At 54.7% G+C, this 16,926-nt stretch carries 11 protein-coding genes, 3 rRNA genes, 1 other RNA gene and 1 pseudogene; all 16 read right to left on the bottom strand.

All coding sequences use genetic code 11. The features are described 5' to 3' along the window. Window positions 1–163, bottom strand: a 163-nt coding sequence (locus HMPREF1267_RS13560; protein WP_156906117.1) for a transposase, incomplete at its 3' end; no start/stop codon positions are given. A gap of 64 nt (window positions 164–227) precedes the next feature. Beyond that, window positions 228–1,141 (bottom strand): annotated as a pseudogene (locus tag HMPREF1267_RS13340) (IS3 family transposase); the annotation flags it as partial. A gap of 768 nt (window positions 1,142–1,909) precedes the next feature. Continuing rightward, complete coding sequence (locus tag HMPREF1267_RS04000; protein WP_023028477.1) at window positions 1,910–3,091, bottom strand: hypothetical protein; 1,182 nt, start codon at window positions 3,089–3,091, stop codon at window positions 1,910–1,912. A 114-nt stretch (window positions 3,092–3,205) separates the two neighbouring features. After that, window positions 3,206–3,323, bottom strand: a 5S ribosomal RNA gene (gene rrf, locus HMPREF1267_RS03995). A gap of 160 nt (window positions 3,324–3,483) precedes the next feature. Continuing rightward, a 23S ribosomal RNA gene (locus tag HMPREF1267_RS03990) occupies window positions 3,484–6,562 on the bottom strand. Between the two features lie 514 nt (window positions 6,563–7,076). After that, window positions 7,077–8,594 (bottom strand): 16S ribosomal RNA (locus HMPREF1267_RS03985). Together the 16S, 23S and 5S rRNA genes form the textbook arrangement of a ribosomal RNA operon. Before the next feature lie 587 nt (window positions 8,595–9,181). Continuing rightward, complete coding sequence (locus HMPREF1267_RS03980; RefSeq protein ID WP_023028476.1) at window positions 9,182–9,937, bottom strand: ABC transporter ATP-binding protein; 756 nt, start codon at window positions 9,935–9,937, stop codon at window positions 9,182–9,184. After that, window positions 9,934–10,911, bottom strand: a complete 978-nt coding sequence (locus HMPREF1267_RS03975) for an iron chelate uptake ABC transporter family permease subunit (RefSeq protein WP_051141748.1) — start codon at window positions 10,909–10,911, stop codon at window positions 9,934–9,936. Before HMPREF1267_RS03975 ends, HMPREF1267_RS03980 begins: the two co-directional genes overlap by 4 nt. Window position 10,912: 1 nt before the next feature. Then, window positions 10,913–11,878 (bottom strand): ABC transporter permease, encoded by a 966-nt coding sequence (locus HMPREF1267_RS03970; protein WP_023028474.1) that lies wholly within the window; start codon window positions 11,876–11,878, stop codon window positions 10,913–10,915. A gap of 68 nt (window positions 11,879–11,946) precedes the next feature. Next, window positions 11,947–12,939 (bottom strand): siderophore ABC transporter substrate-binding protein, encoded by a 993-nt coding sequence (locus tag HMPREF1267_RS03965; protein WP_023028473.1) that lies wholly within the window; start codon window positions 12,937–12,939, stop codon window positions 11,947–11,949. Between the two features lie 85 nt (window positions 12,940–13,024). Further along, window positions 13,025–13,792 carry an amidohydrolase gene (locus HMPREF1267_RS03960; protein ID WP_023028472.1) on the bottom strand — a complete coding sequence of 256 codons (768 nt, stop codon included), beginning with the start codon at window positions 13,790–13,792 and terminating at the stop codon, window positions 13,025–13,027. 71 nt (window positions 13,793–13,863) lie between these two features. After that, window positions 13,864–14,246, bottom strand: a transfer-messenger RNA (tmRNA) gene (gene ssrA / locus HMPREF1267_RS12630). Between the two features lie 66 nt (window positions 14,247–14,312). Continuing rightward, window positions 14,313–14,678: a DUF488 domain-containing protein gene (locus tag HMPREF1267_RS03955; RefSeq protein ID WP_023028471.1), complete on the bottom strand. Its 366-nt coding sequence runs from the start codon at window positions 14,676–14,678 to the stop codon at window positions 14,313–14,315. Then, window positions 14,671–15,174, bottom strand: coding sequence for an SsrA-binding protein SmpB (gene smpB / locus HMPREF1267_RS03950; protein ID WP_023016945.1), 504 nt, complete (start codon window positions 15,172–15,174; stop codon window positions 14,671–14,673). The genes HMPREF1267_RS03955 and smpB overlap by 8 nt, the downstream gene beginning before the upstream one ends. A 44-nt stretch (window positions 15,175–15,218) precedes the next feature. After that, entirely contained in the window at window positions 15,219–16,121 is a 903-nt protein-coding gene (gene ftsX / locus HMPREF1267_RS03945) for a permease-like cell division protein FtsX (protein WP_023028470.1), read from the bottom strand. After that, window positions 16,118–16,816: a cell division ATP-binding protein FtsE gene (gene ftsE, locus HMPREF1267_RS03940; protein WP_023028469.1), complete on the bottom strand. Its 699-nt coding sequence runs from the start codon at window positions 16,814–16,816 to the stop codon at window positions 16,118–16,120. Before ftsE ends, ftsX begins: the two co-directional genes overlap by 4 nt. Window positions 16,817–16,926 lie beyond the last annotated feature (110 nt).

The following is a 16,926-nucleotide window of genomic DNA, read 5'->3' as shown; positions in this document are numbered from 1 at the left end:
GGCGTTGACGCTCATTTTTCACCCATCGGCCTAAAAGGCCAGGTGCGAAACCAATTTCTTTCGCTACATGAGCAATCGGGCGTTCTGACTCGATTACCAGGTTCGCGGCTTCACGCCGGTACTCCGGCGTGTATTTCTGGCGTTGTTGACTCACAATGAACATCCTCTCTTACGGACACAAGATCCGCACTAATCGGGTGTCCACTAAACGAGGGTAACCTCACTTGTGAGGTGTACACGCTGCCGTGATCGGAATGGAAAATAGCCCCGTCAAGACTGCCACGCACACCGTGTGCGTGGGCTAGAGCATCAATGACCAACGAGACACGCATGTGGTCTGCGAGTGCATAACCTGCAAGTTTCCGTGAATAGGTATCAATGACTGTGGCAAGGTACATGTTTTTGCCTCCCTTGCACGGCAGGTAGGTAATGTCGCCGACATAAACACAGTTCGGCGTATCAGCGGTAAATGTACGGCCTAGTAAATCCGGCATGACACGGTGACCAGGCTTGCGCCTAGTGGTGATGCATCGACGCCGTTTGCTAAAGCCTTGAAGTCCCATGGATTTCATGATGCGTGCAACTTTCTTGTGATTGACCGGGGTATACACCAGGTCTTCCTTGAGGCTTGCGGCGATGCGTTTAGCACCGTAAAGCCCGTGCTCATCATCGAAGATGGTCTTGATTCTTGCACCAATAAGACCGTCGGAATACATCTTTAACCTGCGTTTTTGACGGGTGTGGACCCATTTGTAGAACGAGGAACGATTCAGCTTTAACACATCGCACATCCGCTTAACCGAGTACTCGGTTCGGTGGTCATCGACAAACTGGAAGCGGATCACCAGCGTGTCTCTTCGGCAAAATATTTCGCAGCCTTACGCAGAATATCGCGTTCTTCGCGCAGCTTAGAGACTTCCTTTTCTAACTGGCGGATTCGCGCAGAATCATTCGCCGCTTGGGCTTTATCATGCACTGCTTTTATGCGGGCACGTTTGCCGGTGCCGTACTTTTTGACCCAAGAATGCAGCGAAGCTCGATTGATTCCGAGCTCGGCTGATGCTGAGTTCAGCGAGAGATCCTCATTGTTCTCATAGAGGGCCACGGCATCGCGTTTGAACTGTTCGGAATACCTGGACATGATGGTAGATTACCTTTCTTCCCAGCTCGACTGGGCTGGATATCAGGTGTCCACCAAATGGGGGTCAGGTCCTAAGTACACAGATTTGCAACTGGACGGCAAATGGATACATGCAAATCACGTCAAAGACTAAAATACTGATAGCAATCAGGTTAGATAGCCCTGTTTAGAATATTTAATCTACGAGAGTGTCGCAAATAGTTTTCAATAATTCTAGTCGAATAAGCCAAGCGTGATGGGCAACATGATCACCTTGTAGTCGGAATCCCCTACGGAAGGCCGTTCTTGATACCGCGAAGCGCGTTAGCAAAGCGGAGGACCAAAATCGTCTAAATCAGTCGGAGCTGACCCCCGTTTGGTCCGACCTAACGGAACGACTTAACCGCACGTGGGGTGAACTCAATCGACCAAGCCACACTCGTCCTCTAACTCCTGCAACGAGATTGTGTCCAATTCTCCGCATCGGGCTGCTTCGGCTTCGGCTTCGAGCGCATACACATACTCAAGTTCATCTAGGTAGGAATCTAGGGCCTTGCGAAGATAGAAGGCCCCTGTCCGTCCAGTCCGCGAAGCAAGCGCATCTAGGCGCTCCTTTTGCTTCGCGTTAACGCGCAAACTGATCACTGACTCGCTCATGTAAACACGCTTACAACAAGTTAACGGATTTGTACACCCGTGAGCAGTGTCCGTACATTGCTGTCCCTACCTGGTGCCGTTGACTTCATGGTTGCCTATAGGAACTACCTGGGCGTTTTAGCGGTAGTCGAATTAAGAAATAAGAAAAACCTCGTCCAGTCGCCTTAAAATGACATGCCGTTCGGCGTAGCGACGGCGCAGGCCTGTCAAGAATGCATTGAAGTCCGCTTCCCAGGGCTCCCCTAGCTCCGCCGACTTTTCCCTCATGGTCTGCAGCAGCTCGATGCCCATATCGCGACCAACCCGAGTCGAATCTAAATACATTGCGACATCGTCGCGAACGAAGGGAAGAGCCTGCTCCGGGAGGTCATCAAGGAACCGTTGCGCCATTGACTGTTCCATTCCCGCCTTTGCGACGGTTCTCCAGGCAAGTCCAGGGTCTTCAAGGCACAAGTGCTGGAACATCGCTAAGTCCCACGGCTTCGCCGCCAACGTGGCTTGTATATGCGTCGCAGAATTCGCCTTGTCGGTGCCCGCAGCATAGAGTTGCTGAGCGGACGACAGTTCTGGATATGTGTCGAATACACTGCGAGCCACGCGCTCCGAGTGTTCGGGAAAATGCTCCTTAGCAAGTACGGCCCAACGCGAAGCGATATTTCGGACTTCCGCTGGGGCGCACTCACCAACTGCCTTCTCGGACCAATCGAAGGCAAGATCGTAGCGGCCGATATTACAAAGGCCGGCAATAATCTCCTCATAGCGCGACGCCGCACTTCCCTTGAGACCATGGGTACGAAGGACGGCCTCACTAGCTCCTTCTAGTACCGCTAGCCGACGCCCCACGTATCCACTACCTTGCTCCGCCGTATTCCACGAACGGATGCGAGCCACCCCCTCTTCACCAAAGGCAGGTGCCAAATAGACTGGGTCGAGGTCGATTTCTTCCGCTGGGAGAATCTCATTCATTCGTATAAACCAGCCAGCCAAAGCGCAACCAGAATAACTAGCTTGCTGTGCCGCGGAAGGAACTACCCGCGCCAAGACTTCGCCGGCATCCCTTACGGCATGGGCATAATCATTCACCCTAGGGATAGTCTTGAGAATCTCTTCTACAGCGTCTAGAGAAACAAGCACAATATCGGACGGACTCGGCAGCACAATCCCGAGAAGTTGTGCAGGATTCTCCACTGCTTGTTCTAATAGCTCAGCAGCTTCAAATATGCGGTCGCTGTAATACACCCCGCGTTCACCCTTGTACAGATCAGGGTCATTGGTCCGAACGAGATCGGTTACCGCCTGTGCAAGAGTCCTCATAGGCTACATTATAGAAAACTATGGCATCACGAAAAAGAGGCGCAAGCACCCCGTTGGAATCGGTGTCCTTGCCCCTCTCAGTACTAACACTATTTTGTTGTTTGTGTTGTTTGGTGTCGGCGGTGACTTACTCTCCCACAACCTCCCGGTTGCAGTACCATCAGCGCGTACAGGCTTAGCTTCCGGGTTCGGAATGGGACCGGGCGTTTCCCTGTAGCTATGAACCACCGACAAACCTATCAGAACACTACCCACCACATGTGCGTGCGGGTGTTGTGTCAGATACTGCATAGTGGACGCGACACACACGATAATGTGTATTTTTGTTTGTTTACTCGCTTCACAAGTTCACCCAACAATCATCCCCACACGTGGTGTTTGGGTTTGTTGTGGTGTGTTTGTTTTGGTCAATTAGTACCAGTAGCCTTCACACCTTACAGTGCTTCCAAGTCTGGCCTATCTACCCCATAGTCTTTAGGGGACCTCAAAAGAAACCTCATCTTAAAACAGGCTTCCCGCTTAGATGCTTTCAGCGGTTATCCCTTCCGTACGTAGCCAACCAGCGATACCCCTGGCGGGATAACTGGCACACTAGAGGTACGTCCGTCCCGGTCCTCTCGTACTAGGGACAGCCTTCTTCAAGTTTCAACGCGCGCGGCGGATAGAGACCGAACTGTCTCACGACGTTCTGAACCCAGCTCGCGTGCCGCTTTAATGGGCGAACAGCCCAACCCTTGGGACCTACTCCAGCCCCAGGATGCGACGAGCCGACATCGAGGTGCCAAACCATCCCGTCGATATGGACTCTTGGGGAAGATCAGCCTGTTATCCCCGGGGTACCTTTTATCCGTTGAGCGACACCACATCCACAAGTAGGTGCCGGATCACTAGTCCCGACTTTCGTCCCTGCTCGACATGTCTGTCTCACAGTCAAGCTCCCTTGTGCACTTACACTCACCACCTGATTGCCAACCAGGCTGAGGGAACCTTTGGGCGCCTCCGTTACATTTTGGGAGGCAACCGCCCCAGTTAAACTACCCACCAGGCACTGTCCCCAACCCAGATCATGGGCCAAGGTTAGATGCTCAATCCGATCAGAGTGGTATTTCAACAACGACTCCACCACCACTAGCGTGATGATTTCACAGTCTCCCACCTATCCTACACAAACCGAACCAAACACCAATACCAAGCTATAGTGAAGGTCCCGGGGTCTTTTCGTCCTGCCGCGCGTAACGAGCATCTTTACTCGTAATGCAATTTCACCGGGCCTGTGGTCGAGACAGCAGAGAAGTCGTTACGCCATTCGTGCAGGTCGGAACTTACCCGACAAGGAATTTCGCTACCTTAGGATGGTTATAGTTACCACCGCCGTTTACTGGGGCTTAAATTCTCAGCTTCGCAACCACAAAGGTTACTAACCGGTCCTCTTAACCTTCCAGCACCGGGCAGGCGTCAGTCCATATACATCAACTTAACGTCTTCGCATGGACCTGTGTTTTTGATAAACAGTCGCTTCCCTCTATTCTCTGCGACCCCACAACACTCCAACCGCACAGGGTCTTCACGTCACAGGGCCCCCCTTCTCCCGAAGTTACGGGGGCATTTTGCCGAATTCCTTAACCACAGTTCACCCGAACGCCTTAGTATCTTCAACCTGACCACCTGTGTCGGTTTAGGGTACGGGCCATACACACACTCGCTAGAGGCTTTTCTCGACAGTACAGGATCACCACCATCAACCCCAATGGGTCTACGCATCACGCCTCAACCACAATGTGTGGCGGATTTACCTACCACACGGCCTACACGCTTACACCACCAATCCACTAAGTGGCGCGGCTACCTCACTGCGTCACCCCATCACTTGAACCACACATCAGGCCCCACGACATCAACACCACCAACACTCAAAAAGTGAAAAGGTAGCGTATCCGCAGTGGTTAGTATCCGTGCTTTATCATGGGCGCACATGTACGGGTACCAGAATATCAACTGGTTATCCATCGACTACGCCTGTCGGCCTCGCCTTAGGTCCCGACTCACCCTGGGAAGACGAACTTGACCCAGGAACCCTTAGTCATCCGGCGGTAAGGATTCTCACCTTACAATTCGTTACTCATGCCTGCATTCTCACTCGCACACAGTCCACGCCTCCTCACGGTAACGCTTCCACCCATGCACGACGCTCCCCTACCCAAACAACAAAAAAATGTTGCTTGCCGCGGCTTCGGCGGTGTACTTGAGCCCCACTACATTGTCGGCGCAGAACCACTCGACCAGTGAGCTATTACGCACTCTTTCAAGGATGGCTGCTTCTAAGCCAACCTCCTGGCTGTCTTCGCGATCCCACATCCTTTTCCACTTAGTACACCCTTAGGGGCCTTAACCGGCGATCTGGGCTGTTTCCCTCTCGACTATGAAGCTTATCCCCCACAGTCTCACTGCCGCACAACACAATTGATGGCATTCGGAGTTTGGCTGACATTGCTAAGATTGTAGTCCCGCTCAACCAACCAGTCGCTCTACCTCCACCAAGCTAAATGCGACGCTGCACCTAAATGCATTTCGGGGAGAACCAGCTATCACGGAGTTTGATTGGCCTTTCACCCCTACCCACAGCTCATCCCCGCAGTTTTCAACCTACGTGGGTTCGCGCCTCCACAACCTCTTACAGCTGCTTCACACTGGCCATGGGTAGATCACCCCGCTTCGGGTCCAGGACATGCCACTTATCACCCCATTAGGATTCGGTTTCCCTACGGCTACCCCACACGGGTTAACCTCGCGACATGCCGCTGACTCGCAGGCTCATTCTTCAAAAGGCACGCCATCACACACAAACAGGTGCTCTGACGGATTGTAAGCACATGGTTTCAGGAACTATTTCACTCCCCTCCCGGGGTACTTTTCACCATTCCCTCACGGTACTATCCACTATCGGTCACACTGAGTATTTAGGCTTACCGGGTGGTCCCGGCAGATTCACAACAGATTCCACGAGCCCGTTGCTACTCGGGAACCCAACAACCCCCACATCATCATCTTCAGCTACAGGACTCTCACCTACTCCGGCAGATCATTCCAAACCACTTCACCTAACAACAATGCACAGGGCGTGCCACTGGTAGATGACACAAAATCAGGCCCCACAACACCGCACACACAACCCCTACCAGGTATCACATGCACACGGTTTAGCCTCATCCACGTTCGTTCGCCACTACTAGCAGAATCATTATTATTTTCTCCTCCTACGGGTACTGAGATGTTTCACTTCCCCGCGTAACCCCCACAACAGCTATGAATTCACTGAAGGGTAACCCCACATAACCAGGGCCAGGTTTCCCCATTCGGACATCCTCGGATCAACGCTTTATTGACAACTCCCCGAGGCTTAACGCAGCCTTACACGTCCTTCATCGGCTCAGCATGCCAAGGCATCCACCATGCGCCCTAAATAACGAACACACCAACCACCACACACAAACCACACAACACGAAGCCATGCAGCCAGCATGTGGCAGCAACAAGTGAACTTGACAAAATAAACAAAAAGAAAAATCACATCACACACACAAGACACCACCCACAAAAGCAGGCGGCATCATGTGAGATGCTCGCGTCCACTATACAGTTCTCACACAACACCCCAACCAGCAACAAACACCACCACAACAAACGATGCTCATCAACCAGTCAGGCACACACAAAAGGGGATAATGCCCCAGACACCCAACAATGCACCAACGACTTACCAATCAACTTTACTTCCTGTATGCATGGACACTTTTACGCATGTCACAAAGCACTGTCTCAACACTTAGACCCTGCTGATTAAGGTGTATGTCCTACCCGGAATTTCCATATTCGGTGGCAGCAGAACACTCGCCCACTCAACCACCAACCCACCATCAAACAACAGTGGGCAACCCACAACTGTGGGCCATTGGCTGCAACTGCAGCCAAAATAAAAGCTCCTTAGAAAGGAGGTGATCCACCCGCACCTTCCGGTACGGGTACCTTGTTACGACTTCGTCCCAATCGCCGATCCCACCTTCGACGGCTCCCTAACACGTTTAGGCCACCGGCTTCGGGTGTTACCAACTTTCATGACGTGACGGGCGGTGTGTACAAGGCCCGGGAACGTATTCACCGCAGCATTGCTGATCTGCGATTACTAGCGACTCCGACTTCATGGGGTCGAGTTGCAGACCCCAATCCGAACTAAGGCCGGCTTTCAGCGATTCGCTCCACCTCACAGTGTCGCAGCGCGTTGTACCGACCATTGTAGCATGTGTGAAGCCCTGGACATAAGGGGCATGATGATTTGACGTCATCCCCACCTTCCTCCGAGTTAACCCCGGCAGTCTCTCATGAGTCCCCAACCAAATGCTGGCAACATAAGACAAGGGTTGCGCTCGTTGCGGGACTTAACCCAACATCTCACGACACGAGCTGACGACAACCATGCACCACCTGTACACCAACCACAAAGGGAAGAACCATCTCTACAGCGATCTGATGTATGTCAAGCCCAGGTAAGGTTCTTCGCGTTGCATCGAATTAATCCACATGCTCCGCCGCTTGTGCGGGCCCCCGTCAATTCCTTTGAGTTTTAGCCTTGCGGCCGTACTCCCCAGGCGGGGCGCTTAATGCGTTAGCTACGGCACGAAAGTCGTAGAAAGACCCTCACACCTAGCGCCCACCGTTTACGGCATGGACTACCAGGGTATCTAATCCTGTTCGCTACCCATGCTTTCGCTCCTCAGCGTCAGTAACTGCCCAGTAACCTGCCTTCGCCATCGGTGTTCCTCCTGATATCTGCGCATTTCACCGCTACACCAGGAATTCCAGTTACCCCTACAGCACTCAAGTTATGCCCGTATCGCCTGCACGCCCGGAGTTAAGCCCCAGAATTTCACAGACGACGCGACAAACCACCTACGAGCCCTTTACGCCCAGTAATTCCGGACAACGCTCGCACCCTACGTATTACCGCGGCTGCTGGCACGTAGTTAGCCGGTGCTTCTTATCTAGGTACCGTCACAAAAAGCTTCGTCCCTAGCGAAAGGAGTTTACAACCCGAAGGCCTTCATCCCCCACGCGGCGTCGCTGCATCAGGCTTGCGCCCATTGTGCAATATTCCCCACTGCTGCCTCCCGTAGGAGTCTGGGCCGTATCTCAGTCCCAATGTGGCCGTACACCCTCTCAGGCCGGCTACCCGTCGCCGCCTTGGTAGGCCATTACCCCACCAACAAGCTGATAGGCCGCGAGCTCATCCTACACCGAAAAAACTTTCCAACCACCACACTAAAGATGGCTCCTATCCGGTATTAGACCCAGTTTCCCAAGCTTATCCCGAAGTGCAGGGCAGATCACCCACGTGTTACTCACCCGTTCGCCACTCGAGTACCCTGCAAGCAGGGCCTTTCCGTTCGACTTGCATGTGTTAAGCACGCCGCCAGCGTTCGTCCTGAGCCAGGATCAAACTCTCCACAAAAAGAAAATTTCAGAACAAAAATTCCAAAATAGGCCGTGAAAAGCCCAAACCTAACCAAAAGAACAAACCACCACAAACCCACAAAAGGGCTCATGCTGGCGTCCAAAAATTACTACAAAGAAAAATAAACTGCCTCCCCAACCCGACGGGGCACAAAAAAGGGAGACAAAAAGTTGAACACAATCACATGCCAACCAATCCATCAATGCAGCCGAAACACTAAACAGTATTCAAAAAGATGCGTATTCCAACACCTTACCGGCACACACCAACCAACAAACCACACTAGGTTCGCCGGCCAACAGACCAATCAACACACAACCATGCACACAAAAATAAAAAATAAGTACATTGGCACACTATTGAGTTCTCAAACAACATCCACACACCACAAGAAAATTAACCAAACGTTAACCTCTCAGCGGCGGCTCGTGCCAACTTACCCAACAACCTGAACCAAGTCAAATCCTCGAACCAAGTCAGTACAAAAAGTCACTCAAAAGTAACCAACCGGCTACCTCTCGGCGACTCGCTAAAATTTATACCACCCCACAACACAACGCAAACTCGCAGGCCAACGCTGGTTTTTAGTGATAGCAGGCGATCTTTCCATCGGGCCCATCGATTACTCGCACCGGAGTATTGAAGATGGGCGTCAAGATATCGTCGCGCATGATGTCCTCGGCCGGGCCGAATTCGACGATCTGCCCGTCCTTGCAAGCACAGATATAGTCCGCGTAGCGGGCAGCAAAGTTGATGTCGTGCAGAACCACGATGACCGTGCGCCCCAATTCCTGGGCAGCCTCGCGCAGGTGGCGCATCATGTCCACCGAGTGCGAAATGTCCAGGTTATTCAGCGGCTCATCCAGCAACACGTAATCGGTTTCTTGGCACAGCACCATGGCTACGTACGCGCGCTGGCGCTGACCACCAGACAGCTGGTCAAGGTAGCGGTGCTGCAATTCTTCCAAGTGTAGGAAGTGAATGTACTTAGAAATGACTTCTTCATCGTGTTTGTTGAGCCGCCCCTTGGTATAGGGAAAGCGGCCAAAGCCCACGAGCTGGCGCACAGTTAGTTTCGTGACGAAGTGATTTTCCTGCCGCAAGATAGACACAATCTTCGCCAGGTCGGCGGACTTGCTGGATTGAATGTCATAGCCGGCGATTTCGATGCTGCCTTCATCCATGTCGAGCAGGCGCCCGATCATGGTGAGCATCGTCGACTTACCCGCACCATTCGGCCCCACCAGCGCGGTGATGCCTCCCTGCGGGATGGTCAGGTTGAGCGGACCAATAGCGGTCTCGGCGGAATAAGTTTTAGAAACGTTCTTTAATTCGATCACAGTCGGCCCTTTCGCATAATGACAAACAGGAACACGGAGCCACCTACCAGCTCAATGATGATGGACACCACGCCTTGGGCGGAAAATACGTGCTGCATGAGGAAGTAGGCCGCAATGAGCACGAGGAATGCTAAGCCCACCGCCATCGGAAAGATGTAGCGGTGATCGTAGGTATCGGCAAATTGATAAGCCAGCGTAGCTACCAAAAAGCCCAGGAAGGTCATGGGACCTACCAGCGCGGTGGTCGTCGCCATTAACAGCGAGACCAACACCAGCGTGTAAATTGCGTGCGCTTTATGGTTCACGCCCAGGTTAGTACTGACATCGGCGCCCAAGGAAATCACGTTGAGCTTGCGCGCATTGAGTACCAAAAGCGTGGTGGCGATGGCCACGATGGGAATGGCGATGGGATAGTACTCGGATTCGGCGTTATTGACGGAGCCAAACAGGCGCGCGGTGAGTATGTCGAACTCGCTGGGGGTAAGCATGCGTTGCATAAAGGTCGATAGCGAGCCCAAGCCACCGCCGATGACCACGCCGACTAGCAGCATGGCGTGCATATTCTGCTTCCTATTGGTCAGCAGCCACGAATAGAGCACCAGGGAAAGTCCCACCATGACGGCCATTTGCATCAGGAAGGTGGGCACGGTACGGGCATCGTTAAGCCCACTAGTGCCCAGGAAGAAAATGGTCGCGGTATTAATAGCAACGTACAGGGACTCAAAGCCCATGATGGACGGGGTCAAAATGCGGTTATTGGTCACGGTATGGAAAGAAACCGTCGCCATGGCTTGGCACACAGCGACGATCGCCATGGCGATGAGGGCATCGGCGCGGCGCTGGGCGATGAGCCAAAACTTGCGCGTACCAAATTCCATCGGGTTGCCATAGGCCAGGTATGCAAAAGCCAAAGATGCAGCCAGGATCCATACGCAGGCCAGGGTGATCCAGTACTTCTTGGGCGGGGCGGACATCTTAGTTAGCACGGGTCGACCTCACAATCATGATGATGAAGACGATGGCGCCGATGACGCCAAGGATGACCGAAACCGGCATCTCGAATGGGGCGATGATGACGCGGCCCACCAGGTCACACACGGTGACGATGCCGATGCCCAGCAGGCACACCCAAGGCACGTTGGAACGCAGGTCGTCGCCGCGCACCATGGAGACAATATTGGGCACGATAAGACCCAAGAATGGCAGGGACCCCACAACGACGGTGACCACGCCCGTAGCAATGGCGATAAGACCAGTTCCCAGCAACAACATGCGGTTATAGTTCAGCCCCACGTTGGTAGCAACGTCTTCGCCCAAGCCAACGACCGTAAGGCGGTCGGCGAAGATATACACCGCCACCAGCACCAAGAGGACGATCCACAAAACCTCGTATTGGCCCTTGTATACTGCGGTAAATGAGCCCATGAACCAGATTCCCAATTGCTGGAGCATATCCGTCATCAGGGCGAAAAACGTCGAAATCGCAGAAACCACGGCGCCCAACATGATGCCGATGATCGGCACGATGAGCGAGGAGCGCAGGGTCACCCGGCGCAGGAACAGGAAGAATACCACCGTACCCAGGAAGGAAAAGATCACCGCACCTATCATCTTCACCAGAATCGAGGACGTGGGTGCGACGACCATGACGAAGAGCAGGCCCAGCCCGGCCCACTCCGTGGTGCCGGTGGTAGATGGTTCAACGAAGCGGTTTTGGGTAAGCAGCTGCATGACCAGGCCGCTGACGGCCATGGCCGCGCCGGCGAGCACCAAGGCAATGGTGCGCGGTAAGCGGGTAATGCCGAACATGGCGGCGCCATCATCAGCGCCAAAAACGTCGTACTGCCCGGTCAACAAAGAGGTAACGAGCAACGCGGCGACGATGAGTATGCCAAGGCCCAGCTTCCAGTCCCAGACCTTTGTGCGGGTGGTGGTGTCCATAACTATCCTTTACGCACCTGAAAACCGGAGGGCACAAAATCCCTCCGGTTTCCGGTTTTTAGTGGTGGCTAGTTCTTTTCAAACGCGTCTGCCATCGCGTTGAGCGTCTCCGTGAAGGTAATGATGTTTTCATTGGTGTAGGTATCCTGCGGAGCAGAAACGATCTTGCCTTCCTTAACGGCAGTCACGTTCTTGAGTGCCGCGGAATCCTCTACCAGCTTCTTACCTGGGGTGTAGCCTGCTTCATCCTTGGCAATAGCACCGTCGCGGTCCATGATGAGGATGTAGTCAGGGTTGGAATCAGCGATTGCCTCGACGGAGATGTCATCGCCCTCGTGGTCATCGCTGGCGTTTTCCACCTCGAGGGATGGCTTCATGCCCAGCAGGTCAAAGAATGGCCCGAAGAAGCGGCCCTTGCCTGGGGCGATGTAGTTAATATCGCCACCGGAGGTGTTGACTGCCATGACGGTCTTCTCAGGATCGTAGGCATCCTTGGCGCGGTCCAGCGCCTTGTTGAAGTCATCGACAAGCTTCTTTGCTTCATCTTCGTGGTCAAAGATCTTGCCCAGTGCTTCGGTCTGGCGGATGAGTTCTTCCGCCATGTCCTTATCGTCGCGCGGGGAGAAGTCGAGGACCGGGGTATCTTCCATCAGTGCCTCGATATCAGCCTGGTGCTGGGTGAAGCGCTGACCGTTGATGACGATGTCCGGCTCTGCGGCAACCAGTGCTTCCAGGTCAGGTTCGCGGTGCATACCCAGGTTGGCCTCGATCGAGTCTTCATTGATCTTGTCCGAGAGGGTATCTGGGACAATGCCGAGCGGGGCAGCCACGATATTGAGGTCCCAGTCCGCGAGGATTTCGAAGGCGCGGTTATCCGTTACCGCGACGCGCTCGAACGGTACGTCCAGCTCGTGGGTGCCGTTATTATCTTCGATCTGCAGTGCGCTTTCCGATGTCCCCTTATTCGAACCCTGGTCCTCTTCTTCCGCAGTGCTACATGCGGTAAGTGCCAAGGAGGCGACAGCTACGACAGACAAAAGAGCGCGATGAATTTTCTTCATTGTGCTTTCCTTATAGACGAGAAACAAATGCCCCATTAACTTATCTTAAGTCACCCTAACCATTCAAGGTTGAGGGTAACCTTTCCTAAAGCGCATCGTCCCGACCGTAGAAACGCGCTGCATTTGCGAAGAAAACGGCATCGGCATGCACCCCCGCGGCCTCCCCAATGAGCTGGAAATCGTCTACCGAAAACACCCGGCTCGCCCGCTGTGAGGGCAGATCGGTACCCGCCATGAGCGCGGTTGGATCGACGTCAACAATGCGGCGCACCACCTCCCCCGGGTCGAGGTCCACGCGCCCGAATCCGGTGGCCTTGACCTTTACTCCGGCATCGACAAGCTCCAAGAGGTCATCTACCCCCTGCGCACTCAGACCCAGGTGGTCGATGCTCACGGCCGGCAGCTTCTTCAGCACCGGCGCCATATCGCCCAGCGCGGCCGCGTCGACATACAGCTCCACATGCCAGCCGGCTAGGTCATAGATCCGCCAGGCGAGTTCCTCAAGGTCCTCCCGCGCTGCGCTGCCACCGCGCCGGAAGTTAAAGCGCACCGCCCGCACGCCCAGGCCATCGAGGCGGCGGATTTCGGCATCGGGGGCATCAGCAGGCAGCTGTGTCACGCCTACGAAGTTATCCAACTCCCCCAGAGCTTCTGCCAGATACCCCTGGTCAAAGCCCTGAAAAGATCCGGAAACGACCGCGCCGGCGGTGATATTATAACCCTCGCCGCGCAGCTTTTCGCGCCATGCGTCATAGGCCGGAACCAAAAATTCCGGCGGCGTATAACCCTGATTCTCATGGATGGGGTGGGAAAAATCGATGATGTGGAGGTGGGAATCAAATACACGCTGCATGGCAACTACCCTAGCCGCGCGTGGAAAGCATGATTAAAGCCCCAGCTAGAACTAATTCCAGCTGGGGCTCTCGGTGGAGTTGCCGGGACTTGAACCCGGGTCCTTCGTCACCTTGCCAGGGCTTCTCCGTGCGCAGTTCGCACATGATCTCTGCTCGGCCCTCCGGTTCGGGCGAACTCGTACCGGATGATGGGCCCAGTCACCAGTAAGAGTCCCATCTGGTCCTGATGACACAGCCAGACGGCAAGTTCCTTAGTCGATGCCAGGTTCTAGGTCAGGAACGAAACCTAGGCTGACAGACACGCGTCGCTGTAATTAGGCAGCGAGGGCGTAGTCACGCTGAGAGTTCTTCTCTGCGTTTATTTGTTTGCTACGACGCTTAAACGGTGGTCGATAGCCTTCACCGGCACGCTTCCCCTGGCGCAGTGTACGAAGTCGAAACCAAATCAACCCCATAGCACTGTAGGGACGGGATAGTGCATCATTCCCTACGGTTATTCCAACACTACCGCAGACGCTTTTATTTCTCCAAGTACTCTTCCAGCCAGTCTTTTAAGACCACCGCGTGGTTAATCTCGCGGTCGGCAGCACCAAAGAGCAGGGTGAGGTCCCCCTCCTTTGCCAAGGAGAGCAACCGGGTGAGTTCCTCGGACTCGCGGTCATCGAGCTCGGCGTGGTAGCGGCGCGAAAACTCCTGGAAGGAATCCTCGTCATGGCCCCACCACTTGCGCAGCTCGGGGCTGGGCGCCACGTCCTTAAACCATTCGTCATAGTCCAGGTCCGCCTTGGCGATGCCCCGCGGCCACAGGCGGTCTACCAATACGCCGGTTCCGGAAATGGAGTCCTCGCCCTTGACTGCATCGTGAACCTTTACCGTTTTAAGCATTAATCCCCTTCACGCGGCGGCCGAGCTCGCGGGTGATTTCGCGGTTCTGGTCGCGCCGCTTGATGTCTTCGCGCTTGTCATAATCCTGCTTACCCTGCGCGAGCGCCAGCGACAACTTCGCGTACCCATTTTTGAGGTACACCTTGAGCGGCACCAAGGTTTTATTGCCGTTGCGCACCTGCCCGTAGAGCTTGTCGATCTCCCGGCGGTGCAGCAAGAGCTTGCGGGTGCGCCGCGGGCTGTGGTTGGTCCAGGACCCCATCGAATACTCCGGAATGTGTAGATTCCGCAAGTACACCTCGCCATTATCAATGGTGGCGAAGGCATCATTAAGCGAGATCTTGCCTTCCCGGAGGGATTTGATCTCCGTGCCGAGCAGGACGATGCCGCACTCGAATTCTTCGAGGATCTTATAGTCGTGCCGGGCCCGGCGGTTGGTCGCAAGCGTGGCGTCCCCGGAAGCCGCCTTCTTATTCTTCTTGCCCTTTTTAGCCATAATTGCCTCAGTGTACTGCTCGTTTACCGCACCCGGCAAACGGCTTAGCGGCGGACATAGGAACGCAGGGTAATCTGCGCGGTGGCAGCGGTGACCGCCAAGGCGAGCAGCCCCACCAGCGGCAGTGCTATCCACAGATCGCTTAACTTCATCGGTGCCAGCAACTGCGATTCATACAGGCCCTGCAGCGCAGGATCGATCACTTGGGACTTCGCCACGAGCAGCCCGGCACCGCCCAGGACCACACCGATAAGGGAGGCGAGCACCGCTTCTACCACGAACGGCGCTTGCGTCATCCAGCGCGAGGCGCCCACCATGCGCATAATTTCGGTCTCCCGGGTGCGGTGGAAGGCGGCGATTTGCACCATATTGGCCACCAAGAAGATGGCTGCAATGGACATCACGATGGCCACGATGAAGGTGGCGGTGCGGATGGAATCGAGGTTGCTTGCCGCCTCGCGCACCTCTTCCTGCTGGTCCACGACCTCTTCTACCGCCGGGTTATCCCGCACGGCATCGATAGCGGAGGCTTCCTCCGGATCAACGAGGCGCACGTGCAATGCTGCAGGCAGCGCATCCGGCGAGGTTTGTTCCACCATCACCGGATCCGTGTCCTGGAAGAGCTCACGGAAGCGCTCGTAGGAAGCCTCCCGGTTGCGAAATTCCACGGACTCTACGGAACTATCGGATTCCAACTGGTCCTTTAAGTCCGCGCATGCGGGAGTGGAGCAGTTTGGATCCGTGGCTGAAATATCCTCGTTGAGCTGCACCATAACCTCGACGCGGTCCAAGTAGACATCCTTCGTATCCTTGGTGAGGTTGGTGACCATGATGCCGGCAACCACGGCGCCGACAGAAATGGCTGTGGTAATGAGCATCGCGATGGTCATCGTCAGGTTGCGGCCCAAGCCCTTGGTGGCCTCGCGGAAGATGAATCCTAGGTTCATGCCTGCTCCTCCTGCGCCGAATAGGCGGCGTTGTGTTCATCGCGAACGAGCGTGCCATCGCGCAATTCCAGCACGCGCCTCTTCGCCTTATCCACGGCGCGGGAATTGTGCGTGGACATCACTACGGTGGTGCCACGCTTGTTGATGCGCAACAGCAAGTCCATGATCCCGTCGGCGGTGGCGGGATCGAGGTTGCCCGTGGGTTCATCGGCAAGCAGCAGCTTCGGGCGATTGACCAGGGCGCGGGCGATAGCAACGCGCTGCTGCTCACCGCCGGAAAGCTCGTGCGGCATCGCATGGTGGCGGTTTTCCAGCCCCACCATCTCCAGTACCTGCGGCACCGCGGTGGAGATGCGGTGCTTGCTCTTGCCGATGACCTCCAGGGCAAACGCCACATTCTGGTACACGTTCAGCTTGGGTAGCAGCCGAAAGTCCTGGAATACGTAGCCAATGGATTGGCGTAGGGCGTTAATATCCTTGCCGCTTAGCTCGTTGACGTGGAAGTCACCGAAGTAAATATCGCCCGAGGTCACATTGCTATAGCGCACCATGAGCTCAAGAAAAGTGGACTTTCCGGACCCCGAAGGGCCGATGAGGAACGCAAACTCACCGTCCGCAATTTCAAAAGACACCCCATCGAGCGCGGGGCGGGACTGGGCGGAATACACCTTAGTCACGTTATTGAAAGTAATCACCCCGCCACTGTAGCAACCAAAGTTGACAGTGACCTGTGAACGCTATTTAGTAGTGTAGTCTAGAACACAAAATCTGGTACGCAATGATGCCCGACCCGATCGACAGAAAG

Source organism: Corynebacterium sp. KPL1824, from assembly GCF_000478095.1.
GTDB lineage: Bacteria > Actinomycetota > Actinomycetes > Mycobacteriales > Mycobacteriaceae > Corynebacterium > Corynebacterium accolens.
The sequence above is the reverse complement of the archived record's forward strand: the minus strand, read 5'-3'. Positions and strand labels throughout refer to the sequence as shown.

Bases quoted from the DNA above. Each gene is read 5' to 3' on its own strand.
- HMPREF1267_RS04000 (WP_023028477.1), bottom strand. From the start codon at position 3,091: ATGAGGACTCTTGCACAGGCGGTAACCGATCTCGTTCGGACCAATGAC.
- HMPREF1267_RS03975 (WP_051141748.1), bottom strand. From the start codon at position 10,911: ATGTCCGCCCCGCCCAAGAAGTACTGGATCACCCTGGCCTGCGTATGG.
- HMPREF1267_RS03970 (WP_023028474.1), bottom strand. From the start codon at position 11,878: ATGGACACCACCACCCGCACAAAGGTCTGGGACTGGAAGCTGGGCCTT.
- HMPREF1267_RS03965 (WP_023028473.1), bottom strand. From the start codon at position 12,939: ATGAAGAAAATTCATCGCGCTCTTTTGTCTGTCGTAGCTGTCGCCTCC.
- HMPREF1267_RS03960 (WP_023028472.1), bottom strand. From the start codon at position 13,792: ATGCAGCGTGTATTTGATTCCCACCTCCACATCATCGATTTTTCCCAC.
- HMPREF1267_RS03955 (WP_023028471.1), bottom strand. From the start codon at position 14,678: ATGCTTAAAACGGTAAAGGTTCACGATGCAGTCAAGGGCGAGGACTCC.
- smpB (WP_023016945.1), bottom strand. From the start codon at position 15,174: ATGGCTAAAAAGGGCAAGAAGAATAAGAAGGCGGCTTCCGGGGACGCC.
- ftsX (WP_023028470.1), bottom strand. From the start codon at position 16,121: ATGAACCTAGGATTCATCTTCCGCGAGGCCACCAAGGGCTTGGGCCGC.